Consider the following 13,802-nt stretch of genomic DNA (forward strand, 5'->3'; position numbering starts at 1 on the left):
ATCTCCACCAAGATGACGGGCGAGGACTTCCTGAGACCGATGACCCTGGGCATCATGGGGCTCGGTCTGGTGGCCTTCGTGCTGGACACCGCGGTGGGGGTCGTGACGGCGAAGGTCCTCAACCTCTTCCTGCGCCGGAAGATCAACCCCATGATCGGCGCGGCGGGCATATCCGCCTTCCCCATGTCCTCGCGGGTGATTCAGAGGATGGCCACGGCCGAGGACAAGAACAACTTCATCCTGATGCAGGCCGTCGGGGCCAACGTCTCCGGACAGATAGGCTCGGTCCTCGCCGGAGGGCTGCTGATGGCCTTCCTCGCGGGGTTGTAGGATCCGAGGATCGGCGAATGAAAGGCCGGCCCGCGCCTTGGGACCTCCAAAGCGCGGGCCGGCCTTGTCCTGTCCCTCCCGGTCGTTCTCAGAGCGGCGCTCCGCGCTCCAGAATCCCCGTCGTCGAAAGCCCCTCGACGAGCGGCAGAATGACGACCTCACCCGCGAACTCCCGGCCCGGTAGGTCCTCGGCCCGATAGTCGCCGCCCTTCGCCAGCACGTCGGGCCTCAGCCCCGAGAGCAGGGCCGCCGGGGTATCCTCGTCGAACACGACCACCAGATCGACGGGCCTCAGCGCGGCCAGGAGGAGCGCACGGTTCCCCTCCGTATTGACGGGACGGGACGGACCCTTGAGGGCCCTGACGGATCGGTCGCTGTTGAGCCCCACGACCAGGCGGTCTCCAAGGGCGCGGGCCCGGCGCAGGCTGTCCAGATGTCCGGCATGGAGTACGTCGAAGCATCCGTTGGTGAAGACCACCCGCAGCCCCTCTCCCTGCCAGGCGCGGACCTGCGCCGCCGCCTCGGAGGCGCCGACGATGGGGCTCGTGAGGCGCGCCTCGCGGGCACACTCGTCCAGCAGTTCCTGGACGGAGATGGGATAGGTACCGGACCGGGTGACGACGAACTGCGCCGCCTCGTTGGCCATGCGGGCCGCGGACTCCATGTCGAAACCCGCAGCGGAAAAGGCCGCCAGAACGGCGATGACGGTGTCCCCGGCGCCGCTGACGTCGAACACCTCGACGGGCCTCGCCGGGATGTGAAGGGGCTCGTCGCCGAGCAGGCTCATCCCCTTCGAGGAGCGCGTCACGAGGAGGCGTCCGATGCCGTAACGGCGCCGAACCTCCCCTCCGGCCGATGCGACGCAGTCGTCCTCGTTCGAGATGGGGGAACCCTGGACGGCTGCCAGCTCCCCCAGGTTGGGGGTCGCGACGTCCGCCCCCCGGTATTTCGACCAATCGGAGCCCCGGGGGTCGACGAACACGGGGATGCCCCGCGCTTTCGCCCGTGCGATCGCCGCCGTGCACAGCCCGTCGGTGCAGAATCCCAGGCCGTAATCGGAGAGGATGAGGGCTCCGGCCCCCTCCGCGGCGGCATGGTCCAGAAAGCGAAGGGCCCTCTCCATCTGGGCGTCCGTCAATGGCATCACCGTCTCGTGGTCGAACCGCGCCACCTGCTGGCCGCCGCAGAGCAGCCGGGTCTTCGTCAGGGTCGGACCGGGGCGGGCGAGGAGCTCCGCCTCGATGTTCAATTCCTGCAAATGAGCTCGGACCCGTTCCGCCCCGGGATCGTTCCCCACGGTTCCCGACAGGAGGACCCGGCAGCCAAGCCCTCGAAGGTTCGCGGCGACGTTTCCGGCGCCGCCCAGGTTATCGGTCTCCGCCCCGCAGACGACCACGGGGATGGGAGCCTCGCGCGATACGCGGGAGGTCGCGCCGAAGAGGTAACGGTCCAGCACCACATCCCCCAGGACCGCGACGGCGACCTCGGACGTTCTGTGGGAGCGAAGGAAATCCAGCAAAGCTTGCGTTGTCTGAAGACTGTTCTGCATGTCGGACCTCGGAGGAGGGCATCGGGCATCGTCCTGCCCTCGTGATCGATTTTTCCGTTTTGTTCTTTTACCTTTTGTTCGGCCGGCGCGCTCCGTGTCGATTGCCGGAAAACGGGCCGGCGCGCTCCGTATTGTATCAAAAACCGTCCCGATGGAATTCGCGGGGGGCCCGTTACGCCAGGTCGCGGAAGAGCTCCAGCCAGGCCTCCGCCGCCCGCTCCTCGGAGAAAAATGCCGCGCGCCCGCGCAGGTCCTCGAACGGCAGAGGATGCGACAGGGCCTCCCTGAGGGCGCGGGCCACGTCCTCCGGGTCCCCGACCCGCGCCAGCCGGCCGTACCGTCCGCCGTCCAGGATCTCGGACGGACCGCTTGGGCAATCGGTCGAGACGACGTTGCAGCCGCAGGCCAACGCCTCCGCCACGACGTTGCCGAACCCCTCGAAGCGCGAGGTCAGGGCGAACACCGCGGCACGGGACATCCAGGCGTAGGGATTGGGCGAGTAGCCGGGCAGCAGGGTGCGGCCGGTCAGGTTTTTCTCCTCGATCAGCCTTTCCAGCATCCTGCGTTGTTTTCCCTCCCCCAGAACGATCAGCCTCACGTCCGGAAGGTCCCGGGCCAGGAGGGCGAAGGCGCGCACGAGCGTTGTGAAGTCCTTCTGGTCCCCGAGGCGCCCCGCGCCGAGGACGACGGGAGGCTCTCCGGGAGCCAGCCAGGGGTGCGGAACGGGAGCCCGGGCCTCCTCCAGCAGCTCGTCCGTCACCACGGGGTTGTAGATGACGCGGATGCGGTCGGGAGGAAGGAGGTGCAGCCCTCTCATCTCCCCGGCCACCCCGTTCGAGATGCAGACACAGGCGGAGGCCGCGGGATAAAGCAGGCGGCATCGCAGAAACCGCAGGCGCGTCTGCAGGGGGCCCCGGTCCATCGTGAACATGTTGCGCTGCGAGAGGACGACCCTGAAGGGTCCCCCCAGCATCCGTTTCGCCAACAGCGTGCGCATGGACGTGTAGACGGGCAGGAGAAAGTCCGTGGGGCGGGCGCGAAGCTCCTGCAGCAGGCGGAGAAAGGAGCCGTGCAGGTCCACGGTCCTTATGGCGGGATCGATGGAACCCAGGAGCGGGCCGCGCACCCTCAGAAGGAGGAGCGTCACCTCCACGTTTCTGCGTGCCAGCCCGTTGGCGAGCCTCAGCGACGATCGCTCCGCGCCGCCCTCCCCGGCGTCACGGAGCAGGAAGGCGACGCGCAGCGGCTTCTCCGCGGGGCGCTCGAGGGAAACCTCTCGACTATGCAAAGTCATTGATGGCGGCGCAGACATAATCTATCTCGGCCGGAGATATCCCGTCATATACAGGCAGGCTCAGCACCGTGTCCGCACAGCGTTCCGCGATCGGGAAATCGCCCTTTCCGAAACCCAGGCGGGAATAGGCCCGACTGAGGTGCGGCGGAATGGGGTAGTGAATCAGAGTGCCGATCCCCGCGTCCTTCAGGTGGCGCTGCAGAGCGTCCCGCTTATCGGATGCGACGACGAACTGATGCCACACGGGCTCGACGTCGTCTCTGACCCTGGGGAGCCCGATCGAGGGATTGATGATGGCACTTCTGTAATGATCGGCGACCCGTTGACGTCCCCGCTGAAGCTGAGGCAGGTGCCTGAGCTTCACGCGGAGCAGCGCGGCCTGGAGTTCGTCCAGGCGGGAATTGACCCCCTCGATTTCGTGAACGTACTTCTGGATGCTGCCGTAGTTTCTCAGGAGGCGGATGCGCTGGGCAATCTCATCGGAATCCGTGACCACGGCTCCGGCGTCTCCGAAGGCCCCCAGATTCTTGGTAGGGAAAAAGCTGAAGCAGCCGATGGTCCCCCAGGACCCCGTCATCCTTCCCGACACCGAGGCTCCGTGACTCTGAGCGCAGTCCTCGATGACGAAGAGCTTATATTTTTCAGCCACGGTACGGATGGAGGGCATATCACAGGGCTGGCCGTACAAGTGGACCGGCATGATGGCCCGGGTGCGTTTCGTGATGGCTGGCTCGATCCGCAGGGGATCGAGATTGTAAAATTCGTCGGGCTCCACGAAAACAGGGGTGGCGCCGCGCTCCGTGATGCCCAGGACGGAGGCGATATAGGTATTCGACGGGACGATGACCTCATCCCCCGGGCCGATGTCGAGGGCGCGCACCGAGAGGACGAGCGCGTCCAATCCCGAGGCCAGGCCCACGCAGTGCCGGCACCCCGTGAAGCGGGCGAATTCCTCCTCAAAGGCTTCCACTTCTTTCCCCAGGACGTACCAACCGGAGCGAAGCACCCGGCCTGCCGCCTCGAGGTACTCTTCGCGAAAAAGCTCGAACTGGGGGCTCAGGGTATTTGCGGGGACCTTCACTGCAATCGCCTCCCATCGAATGATTGCCTTCGTGAGACAAACGTGTCGTAGTCACGAATGTAATCGGATTCATCGTAATGATCGGAAGCCAGCACCAACAGGACGCTGTCCCTCTCGATCCAACGCATGGTGTGCCACAGGCCGGGCCCGAGGAACAGACCTTTTTCGGGGGTGTTCAGGACAAGGGTCTCCGTCCTGCCCAGGCCGTCGTCCAGAAAAACCTCGATAGCCCCGTTCACGCAGACCAGAAATTGCCTCAGGGCCTTGTGCGCATGTCCTCCCCGAACGCCGCCGGGCTCCACACCATAGGAATAGTACACGCGTCCGATCTCGAAGGGGACGTCGCGAAGCGCCTCGATGAACGAGACCTTTCCCAACACGGAGGGCTTTGCGGCCCGTGTTTTTATGTTCTGCAGCACAGCGAATTTCAGTCCTCCCATACGATTGTGGCGAAAAGCGCATCGGGTGAGCAGAGCCCGGAGGTTCGAGAGACGCGGGCCCTTTCGATTTCCTCCATCACAGGAGACCTTCCAGATACCGGGCGTAATCCGTACCCCGGAGACGTTCGATCGTGGAAAGGAGCTTGTCCTTCGCGATCCAGCCGCTGCGCAGGGCGATCTCCTCCGGACAGGCGATCATCAGACCCTGGCGCTTCTGGACAACCTCGATGAAGGTCCCCGCCTCGGAGAGGGCCTCGTGCGTTCCCGTGTCCAGCCAGGCGAAACCGCGTCCCATCGGCTCCAGCCGCAAGCTCCCCTCGTCGTGGTAAAGCCGGATCAGATCCATGATCTCGAGTTCTCCACGAGCGGAGGGGGAGAGCCGCCGCGTCTTTCCGACAACGGTTTCATCAAAAAAATAAAGTCCCACGACGGCGTAATGCGACCGAGGCCGGGAGGGCTTCTCCTCCAGGCTCAGGATCTTCCCCTTCTCATCGAACTCGACGACGCCATAGCGCTCCGGGTCCTTGACCCGATAGGCGAATACGGTGCCGCCGCACTCGAGCGCGGCGGCGTTTTTAACCATCTCGCTCAGCGAGGAGCCATAAAAGACGTTGTCGCCCAAGATCAGGGCCGCCCCCTCGCCGGCGAGAAACTCCTCCCCCAGCAGAAACGCCTGGGGCAGCCCTTCAGGTAGCGGCTGGATGCGGTATTTCAGGCTGATCCCCAGCTGCGAACCGTCTCCCAGAAGCCTCCGATACTGATCGATGTCCTCGGGGGAGGAGATCAGCAGAATGTCGCGTATCCCCGCCAGCATCAGGGTCGTCAGGGGGTAATAGATCATGGGCTTGTCGTAAATCGGCAACAGCTGTTTACTGACGGCCAGGGTCAGAGGGTACAGCCGCGTTCCTCTTCCTCCGGCCAGGATGATTCCCTTTCTTATCATGACGGCCCCCTCATGCCCAGGCGCTTCAGCTGATAATCCTTCGTGACGGATTGCAGCCAGGCCTCGTTTTCCAAATACCAGGATACGGTTGCGCGGATCCCGGATTCGAATGCGTATTCCGGTCTCCAGTTCAACTCCCTTCGGATTTTCGAGCTGTCGATGGCGTAGCGGCGGTCGTGGCCCGGACGGTCCGGGACGAAACGGATGCGCTCCCTGTGGGAGCGTCCATCCTTCCCGGGGCGCCGCTCGTCCAGGATATCGCAGAGGAGGTTCACCACCTCGAGGTTGGAGCGCTCGCAGTTTCCTCCCACGTTGTAGCTCTCTCCAGGACGTCCGTGCTCCAGGACAGCCGCCAGGGCGCTGCAGTGATCGGCGACGTAGAGCCAGTCGCGGACGTTCCTGCCGTCCCCGTAGATCGGGAGCTCTCCGCCCCGAAGGATGGAGAGGATCATGTGCGGGATCAGCTTTTCCGGAAATTGATAAGGCCCATAGTTGTTGGAACAATTTGTGGTCAGTGTCGGCAGTCCGTAACTGCGGTGCCAGGCGCGGACCAGGTGGTCCGCGCTTGCCTTGGAAGCGGCGTAGGGAGAGTTGGGGGCGTAGGGGTCCGATTCGGAAAAGCGGCCCGTATCCCCCAGGGAGCCGAACACCTCGTCCGTCGAGACATGCAGGAAACGGAACGCCGCCTTTTCATCGCTCCGCCCGTCCAGGCCGTCCAGCCAGGAACGCGCCGCCTCCAGCAGGCGGAAAGTCCCCTCGATATTGGTCCTGATGAAGGCGGAGGGAGCGTCGATGGAGCGATCCACATGGGACTCCGCCGCCAGGTTGAGGACTCCGGCGAAACGGTATCGCTCGAAAAGGCTGCGAAGCAACTCCGCATCGGCGATATCCCCTTCGACGAAGGTAAAACGGGGATCTTCAAACGCCCTTGCAAGAGATGCCTTGTGTCCGGCGTAGGTCAGGCTGTCCAGTACGACGACGCTGGCACGCCGTTCCAGGAGATAATGCGTGAGGTTGCTGCCAATAAAACCGGCGCCACCGGTAACGAGAAAAAATTTGTCCGCTATCACGTCAGCACATCCTCCTTAACGCACGGAGCGGGGATCTTCCGGGACGCCTGCATTGGAATGTCGATGTCGGTCGGGGCGGAGGGATGCGGATACGCAATGGAGCCCCTCCTTCAGGAGTACCCACAGGATGGAGAACTTGTCGTTGCACAGGATGTCGCGCCAAAGACGCGTGAATACCCTCCCGTAACACTGTCCCGTATGTCGGTGCGTGAGCGGAGAACAGGCGGCAACGCCGATCAGGAGATCGATCAGGGCTTCCCTCGATTGATCCTTCCCCCAGGGAGTCTTCAGATAGGTGTTCCAGTACAGACGTTCCAGAGGCGTCCCGCGGAACCCCTCCCATGGTTTGGGGTGGCGGATGGCGTGGACGATGGCGTCCTCCACATCCCCCTCCAGGTCCCGCTTATTGAAGCGGTCCTCCAGAATCTTGATCCTGCCGCGGAACAAGGAGTTGATAAAGTCCTGATCGGCATGGCTGATCTGGTGCCCGTAGCGCGGATACCACCGGGCGGCGCTTGCCGCCAGATCGAGCTCCCGGTTGATCTGCCGCAGATCCATCAGAAGAACGCCGGAGTTGACGTATTCCGAGATACGGGAGCCTATCAGCCGCAGGCGGAGCGCCTCGGCCGAGAAGGATCGTTTGGCCTTTCGGGGGGGATAGTCCAGCGCTCCGGCCAGAAGGCGGCCCTCGAGAGGAACGTCCCAAAGCTCCCTGACGTCCAGATTGACGAGGACGTCGCAGTCCAGGTAGATGACCCTTTCCTCCGAGAGCAGGGAGGGGATGAGGATGCGGAAAAGAGCGCCTCGGGAAAGGATCTTCTCGCCCCGGGCCAGCGCCGTGTCGCCGACTCCCATGATGGCTTGGGAGACATCCTCGAATCGAACCTCCTGGGCATAGATATCGGCGACTCGCTGCAGCTTGTCCCTGTTTTCGTCGGTCAAGGTCCGGTCGTGCAGGATATGCACGCATACGGAGCTTCGCGTTTTCTCGAAGATGGAGGCCATGACCACCCCGGCATGCCGGGAGTAGGTCCCCGACGGATCATAAACCCCAAGGACCACGTGGACGACGTCATTTTCGGCCGTCCGTTCCGAGTCCCCGTCCATGAGTTCCCGAGCTCCATGAGCACGTCGTTCCAACGGGGCCTCCCGGATACCTTCGGGCCCCATGCAGTCTTCATTCATAGTCATTTTGATTCGAAGAGCCCTTTCAATCTGCAAAGCGACTCCGCGCACAGAATCGCCGTCCAGGTCCCGGCCCGGGAAACCCAGCGGAGGAGATCCCGGCGCAGGCGGGAAAGTATCTTTTTATAGCAGCGCGAGACGTGGGGATGCATGTTGGGGGAACCCATGGCCGCCTCCATCATGTTACGGACAAGGACCTCCTCCAGGGGCTGCGCCCAGGGGGTCCTGGAAAAATACAGCCAGTACGGCAGCTCCTTTGAACGGCCCAACATCCCGTTCCAGGGCTTCACCGGGCCGGTATAGTGGATGACGGCGTTTTCGGTGTCCCCGGCTGAGCCGTGTCGGTTGAAGCGTTCGTCGACGAACGTGATGTCGCCCTTGAAGTGGGCGTTGAGGAAATCCTGATCCAGGTACCTTGCAGTGTGCCGGTGACGCTCGAACCACAGGGAACAGGCCTCGAGGAGATTTTCCCTGCCCTCGTCCCGGAGCCTGCGCAAGTCGAACACCAGCATGCCGGAGTTGACGTAGCCGGAAAGGTCGCATCCGTTGAGGCGTGCCGACAGGGCCTCGGGAGAGAGAAAACGGCGCCGTTTCGAGGAAAGGAAGTCGTCCCGCACCCCGGCGAGGGCCCTGCCCTTCATGTCGATGTCCCAGACCTCTCCGATATCCAGGTTGACGACGATATCGCTGTCGAGGTAAATCGCCCTGTCCGCCGTCAGCGTACAGGGGACAAGGATCGGAAAAAGGGCCCCGACGGAGTAGCGGGAGAGCGTCGTCAACCGGGAGGCGCTCTGCCCCATCCGGGCAAGCAGGGAGCTGACGTCGTCAAAGACGACCTGCTGCCCGTGGGATTCGGCCACGGCCTTGAAATTGTTCCTGTTCCTGTCCGTCAGGGGCTCGTCGTGGAGGATATGGACGCAGACGGACCTCTGCGTGTTATCGAAGATGGATTGCATGACGACGCCCGCATGCCGGGAATACTCTCCCGTCGCATCGTGGTCGGGCAGAGCGACATGAATGGTCTCCCCGGAGATATCCATGACGATATCCCCGGAGGCCTCCATTGCGGCTGTATTCCGGATCGCCGCCGTCACGGTTTTTTTGTCCTTTCCAGCATCCGCCGCACCGCCTCCAGGTCCTCCGCGGTGTCGACGCTCGGCCCCGAGCCGCCGCAGCGCGTCACAGCGACGCGGAGCCTGTATCCGTGTTCCAGGATTTTGAGCTGTTCCAGCGACTCCGTCTCCGCCAGGGGCGTCATGGGAAGCTCCGCGTAGCGTTTGAGGAAGCCGGACCGGTAACCGTAGATGCCGATGTGCTCGTAGACGGGGATGCGGGGCGTGCTGCGCGGGTAGGGGATGGGAGAACGGCTGAAGTAGAGCGCGTCGCCGTTCTGCCCCAGCACCACCTTGACCGCATTGGGGTTTTCGCGATCCGCCTCGTCCCGCAGGGGGCGGCAGAGCGTGGAGCAGACGACGTCGGGGCCCGAGAAAAGGGCCTCGGCCACCTCGTCGATCATGGCCGGGTCCAGCAGGGGCTCGTCGCCCTGGATGTTGATCACGGCGTCGGCGTCCCGGCTCTTCAAAACCTCCGCGGCGCGGCTCGACCCGTTGGGGTGCTCCGGCGACGTCATCACCGCGGCCCCATCGCCCGCAAAGGCACGGACGGCCTCCAACACGCGCCGGTCGTCCGTCGCCACGACGAGCTCCGTCAGGCAGGCCGCCCGCAGGGCCCGCTCGTAGACGTGCTGAATCATGGGCTTGCCGCAGATATCCGCCAGCACCTTGCCGGGCAGGCGGGTGGAGGCGTAACGGGCGGGGATGACGCCCAGTATTTTATATGCGCTTCGTAGTTTCATGAAGTTCCTCTCTTCAAGAAATATGCAGGTGTGGTCGGCCGGGGGTCCCTGAGGAGGGCGAGGTTTAAGCCACACCGGCCTTCAGGAGCTCGTGGATGTGCACCATCCCCGCGGGGCGGCCGTCCTCTACAGCCACGAGCACGCTGATCTCCATGCGTTCCATGACACGCACGGCCTCGGCTGCCAGGCTGTCCGGGGCGATGGTCCTGGGGTTGGGGGTCATCGCCTCCTCGATGGGAACCCGGAAGGCCTCGGCCCCCCTTCTCTCCATCAGACGCCGCAGGTCCCCGTCGGTGAAGATGCCAATCAGTCCGCCCCGTTCGTCCACGACGCAGGTGGCCCCGTAGTTCTTGCTGGTGATGGCGAAAAGCGCTTCCTTCACCGGAACGCCGCGCCGCACCACGGGCAGCTGGTCGGGGCCGCCCATGACGTCCCGGACCCGCGTCAGCAGGCGCCGTCCCAGGGCCCCTCCGGGGTGGAACAGGGCGAAGTCCTCGCGGCGCAGGCCGCGCAGCTGCGTCACCATCGCGGCCAGGGCATCCCCGATCACGAGCTGCAGCGTCGTGCTGCTCATGGGGGCGAGCTGCAGGGGATCGCCCTCCCGCTCCACCCCGGAGTCGATGACGATGTCCGAGTGCTGCGCCAGGGGGGAGTACATACCTCCGGTCACGGCGATCATCGTCGCCCCGATCCTGCGGAAATGGGGCAGAAGGGCCAGCACCTCGCTCGTCGTCCCGCTGTTGCTGACGAAGAGCCCCACGTCCTCGCTGCGGACCATCCCCAGGTCCCCATGGGAGCCCTCCGCGGCGTGGAGAAAGAAGGAAGGGGTGCCCAGGGAGGCCAGGGTCGCCGAGATCTTGCGCCCCACGTGCCCGGATTTGCCCAGCCCGACGACGACAACGCGCCCCGAACATCCGTAGAGGGCGCGCGCCGCCCGGACCAGCTCGGGCCCCAGCCGCTCCGCGGCGCGCAGCAGCTCCGCGGCCTCGGTGCGGATGAGTTCTCTGCCGGAACGCAGCAGGTCCTCGTCCGAGAAGCTCTCCCCGGGGCGCTCGCACGGCAGGACGGCGCTCATCGTGCTCTCCCTGCCGCGGCGCGGCGGGCGTTGTGAATGGCGAGCACCTGATCGAGAAAGACGCCCATCTCGCTCAGGGGGATCATGTTCGGGCCGTCGCTTCGGGCGTCCTCGGGAGAGGGATGCGTCTCGACGAACAGCGCGTCGATCCCAACGGCCGCCGCCGCCCGGGCGAGCGGCAGGGCCAGGGTACGGTCCCCGCCGCTCGAGCCGCCGAGCCCTCCGGGACGCTGGACGCTGTGCGTGGCGTCGAACACCACGGGATACCCCAGGGCCCGCATCGAGACCAGCCCGGCCATGTCCACGACCAGGCGGTGGTAGCCCATCGCCGTTCCGCGCTCGCACAGCAAGACGCGGTCGTTGCCCGCCTCCCGGCACTTCGCGGCGGCGTGAGCCATGTCCTCCGGGGCCAGGAACTGCGCTTTCTTGATGTTGACGATCTTCCCCGTAGCGGCGGCGGCGACGAGAAGATCGGTCTGGCGGCACAGGAATGCGGGGATCTGAACGATGTCCACGACGCGCCCGACAGGCTCTGCCTGCCAGCTCTCGTGGACGTCCGTGACCACGGGGACGCCCGCCGCCTCCCTGATCCGCGCGAGCTGTTCCAGGCCCTTTTCCAGGCCGGGACCGCGCCAGGAGCGCAGGGAGGTACGGTTCGCCTTGTCGAAGGACGCCTTGAAGACGTAGGGCAGGCCGCGGGCCTCGCAGAGGTCCTTCATCGTCCGCGCGACCTCGAGACCCAGCTCCGGGCTCTCCAGCGAACAGGGCCCCGCCAGGACCGTCAGGCGTCCGTCGCCGATGACGAAATCCCCGAGCCCGTATCTCTCGTTCGATCTTTCCATTGGGGTACCATCCTTTCCATCGAGGTACCATCCTTGTTCCCATTGGGGAAAATTCGGGGAAAGGCCGAAGCCTCCCCTGTACTTTCGATTACAATGAGTCATATTAGCGCAATTCGAGGGGGAAGGAAAGGGCCGGAGTCCCAATCCCGCTCCATCGGCCGCTCTGTGTAAGGGGGAAAGGAGTGTTAAAATCATGAGGCGGCTGGAATGTCGCCCTGCCGGTCGTCTCGCCGTCCCGAAGAGATCTTCGAGGCGGGGGCCTTTTGGGCCTGGAAGAAGTTTTTTCGGTCCGGGGTGAAAAGCGTTTTTTCTGGAGGTTTTTCGATGAGCGATCAGGGATATTCCTTTGAGGCCGCCAACCCGAGGGTGGCGGAGGCCCTCCGGCAGCTTTCCCTCATCCTGCACGGCAAGGAGGCCGTCCTCATACGGCTTCTTGCCTGTGTCTTTGCGGGGGGACACCTTCTTCTGGAGGACCTGCCGGGGCTGGGCAAGACGACCCTGGCCCTGGCCGCGGCGCGCCTCCTGGGGATGCGGTTCGGACGGGTGCAGTGCACCAACGACCTCTTGCCGACCGACGTCACGGGCCTGAGCGTCTACAAGGCCGAGACGGGGCAGTTCGAGTTTCACCCCGGCCCGGTGTTCAACAACCTGCTGCTGGTGGACGAGATCAACCGGGCGACCCCCAAGACGCAGAGCGCACTGCTGGAGGCCATGGGGGAGGAGCAGGTCACCGTGGACGGGACGAGCTACGCGCTGCCGCGGCCCTTCTTCGTCATCGCGACGCAGAACCCCGTCGAACATGCCGGAACCTTCCCGCTCCCGGAGTCGCAGATGGACCGCTTCATGGTCAAGGCGTCCGTCGGCTATCCCTCCAGGGATGCGGAACGGCAAATTTTAAGGCTGGGATCCCAGCGGCAGGATCTCTTCTCCTTTCCCTCCCTGTTCACCGCGGAGGAGATCGTCGCGCTGCAGGGCAGGATCGAACGGGACGTCCGGGTCGACGACCGAATCCTGGACTATGTCCTGGACCTTGCGGAGAGGACCCGGACCCATCCGCAGCTGGAGTGCGGCGTGTCCCCGCGCGGTGCCATGATGGTCCTGCAGGTGGCCCGTTCCCTGGCCTGGATGCGGGGGAGGGACTACGTCGTTCCCGAGGACGTCCGCTTTCTGGCGCCCGAGATCCTGGCGCACCGCCTTCAGCCTTCGGCCGGGAGCTCGTCGTCCCGGGACGAGATCCTCCAGTCCATCCTGGATGTTGTGCCCATCCCCTGATGCGGATGCGCGGAGGACCGAGGCCCCGGAGAAAAGAAACTCTTGTGATTCGATTCAGGACGGCGGGCGTGGTCCATGTCGTCCTGACCATCGTTCTGGGAGTGGTCTCCGTCAACAGCGGGAACAACCTGCTCTGTCTCGTGACGTCCCTGCTGTTGGGCTACCTGCTGGCCTCGGGCGTCGCGGGATGGCGCAACGTCATGGGGGCCGAGGCGTGGGCGGAGCTGCCCGACGAGATCTATGCGGGGCGGCCCTTCAGGCTTGTCGTCAAGGCGCGGAACCGGCGTCGTTTCGCCTCGATCCACATGATCGAGGTCTCCGCGCGCCCGGTGGGGGAATGGGACGGCCTTCAGGAGCCCGTTCGTGCTTTTTTCGGGATCGTTCCCCGGGGAGAGACCGCGTCCCGCAGCGTATGGATGACCCTGCCCCGCCGGGGACGGGCGGCCCTTGCCCTGGATGTGGCCTCCGCATACCCCTTCGACTTCTTCGTCCGATGGGGGCACACGCCCCCGGAGTCCGGAGCGCTGGTCTTCCCCACCCCGCTTCCCGAACGGCCCTCGTCCGTTTGGGCCGACGAGGGCAGGCCCGACGAGGAGGAGGACCGTCCCGTCGGAGCGCCGCTCGATGCGGAGGAGGTTGCCGGCGTTCGGCCCTATCAGGCCGGCGATCCCGTAAACCGCATTCACTGGAAGATCTCCGCCCGCACCGGAAAGCTGAGCACGCGCCTGTTCGAGACCCCGCACGTTCGTTCGGGCCGCACGATAGACCTGGACGCTCTCGTGAGGAACGGCGTGGAGCGCGGGCTCTCCATTGCGGCGGGGAGGGTCCTCGAAGCGGGGAGGGAGGGCGTCCCCATAGGGCTGAAG

14 protein-coding genes are annotated in these 13,802 nt (G+C 64.8%); 3 read left to right on the plus strand and 11 right to left on the minus strand.

Annotated features, from left to right (window positions below; translation table 11 throughout):
* Positions 1 to 330 (plus strand): sodium ion-translocating decarboxylase subunit beta (locus tag ABLA28_RS07075; protein ID WP_347713069.1); only part of this gene is annotated, 330 nt, incomplete at its 5' end.
* 88 nt (positions 331 to 418) lie between these two features.
* Here ABLA28_RS07075 and ABLA28_RS07080 read toward each other — a convergent pair.
* The 11 genes from ABLA28_RS07080 to kdsA all read right to left on the minus strand — a co-directional run bounded on the left by ABLA28_RS07080 (position 419) and on the right by kdsA (position 11,664).
* Positions 419 to 1,879 (minus strand): bifunctional heptose 7-phosphate kinase/heptose 1-phosphate adenyltransferase, encoded by a 1,461-nt coding sequence (locus ABLA28_RS07080; protein WP_347713070.1) that lies wholly within the window; start codon positions 1,877 to 1,879, stop codon positions 419 to 421.
* A gap of 172 nt (positions 1,880 to 2,051) precedes the next feature.
* Entirely contained in the window at positions 2,052 to 3,173 is a 1,122-nt protein-coding gene (locus ABLA28_RS07085) for a glycosyltransferase (protein WP_347713071.1), read from the minus strand.
* Complete coding sequence (locus ABLA28_RS07090; RefSeq protein WP_347713072.1) at positions 3,160 to 4,254, minus strand: DegT/DnrJ/EryC1/StrS family aminotransferase; 1,095 nt, start codon at positions 4,252 to 4,254, stop codon at positions 3,160 to 3,162. The genes ABLA28_RS07085 and ABLA28_RS07090 overlap by 14 nt, the downstream gene beginning before the upstream one ends.
* Positions 4,251 to 4,673, minus strand: coding sequence for an FdtA/QdtA family cupin domain-containing protein (locus ABLA28_RS07095; RefSeq protein ID WP_347713073.1), 423 nt, complete (start codon positions 4,671 to 4,673; stop codon positions 4,251 to 4,253). The genes ABLA28_RS07090 and ABLA28_RS07095 overlap by 4 nt, the downstream gene beginning before the upstream one ends.
* 97 nt (positions 4,674 to 4,770) lie before the next feature.
* The gene (gene rfbA, locus ABLA28_RS07100) at positions 4,771 to 5,637 is read right to left on the minus strand and encodes a glucose-1-phosphate thymidylyltransferase RfbA (protein ID WP_347713074.1); all 867 of its coding nucleotides are present in this window, start codon (positions 5,635 to 5,637) and stop codon (positions 4,771 to 4,773) included.
* Positions 5,634 to 6,707, minus strand: coding sequence for a dTDP-glucose 4,6-dehydratase (gene rfbB, locus ABLA28_RS07105; protein ID WP_347713075.1), 1,074 nt, complete (start codon positions 6,705 to 6,707; stop codon positions 5,634 to 5,636). The genes rfbA and rfbB overlap by 4 nt, the downstream gene beginning before the upstream one ends.
* A 15-nt stretch (positions 6,708 to 6,722) precedes the next feature.
* Positions 6,723 to 7,814 carry a glycosyltransferase family 8 protein gene (locus ABLA28_RS07110; RefSeq protein ID WP_347713076.1) on the minus strand — a complete coding sequence of 364 codons (1,092 nt, stop codon included), beginning with the start codon at positions 7,812 to 7,814 and terminating at the stop codon, positions 6,723 to 6,725.
* An 80-nt stretch (positions 7,815 to 7,894) separates the two neighbouring features.
* Complete coding sequence (locus ABLA28_RS07115; RefSeq protein WP_347713077.1) at positions 7,895 to 8,986, minus strand: glycosyltransferase family 8 protein; 1,092 nt, start codon at positions 8,984 to 8,986, stop codon at positions 7,895 to 7,897.
* The gene (kdsB, locus tag ABLA28_RS07120; protein ID WP_347713078.1) at positions 8,983 to 9,747 is read right to left on the minus strand and encodes a 3-deoxy-manno-octulosonate cytidylyltransferase; all 765 of its coding nucleotides are present in this window, start codon (positions 9,745 to 9,747) and stop codon (positions 8,983 to 8,985) included. The genes ABLA28_RS07115 and kdsB overlap by 4 nt, the downstream gene beginning before the upstream one ends.
* Positions 9,748 to 9,811: 64 nt before the next feature.
* Entirely contained in the window at positions 9,812 to 10,822 is a 1,011-nt protein-coding gene (locus tag ABLA28_RS07125) for a KpsF/GutQ family sugar-phosphate isomerase (protein WP_347713079.1), read from the minus strand.
* Positions 10,819 to 11,664, minus strand: coding sequence for a 3-deoxy-8-phosphooctulonate synthase (kdsA, locus tag ABLA28_RS07130; RefSeq protein ID WP_347713080.1), 846 nt, complete (start codon positions 11,662 to 11,664; stop codon positions 10,819 to 10,821). The genes ABLA28_RS07125 and kdsA overlap by 4 nt, the downstream gene beginning before the upstream one ends.
* 324 nt (positions 11,665 to 11,988) lie before the next feature.
* Between kdsA and ABLA28_RS07135 the strand changes: the two genes are divergently transcribed.
* Complete coding sequence (locus ABLA28_RS07135; RefSeq protein ID WP_347713081.1) at positions 11,989 to 12,936, plus strand: MoxR family ATPase; 948 nt, start codon at positions 11,989 to 11,991, stop codon at positions 12,934 to 12,936.
* A 44-nt stretch (positions 12,937 to 12,980) separates the two neighbouring features.
* Positions 12,981 to 13,802, plus strand: an 822-nt coding sequence (locus ABLA28_RS07140) for a DUF58 domain-containing protein (RefSeq protein WP_347713082.1), incomplete at its 3' end; no start/stop codon positions are given.

Origin of the sequence: uncultured Fretibacterium sp. (assembly GCF_963544685.1) — a bacterium.
Classification (GTDB): Bacteria; Synergistota; Synergistia; order Synergistales; family Aminobacteriaceae; genus CAJPSE01.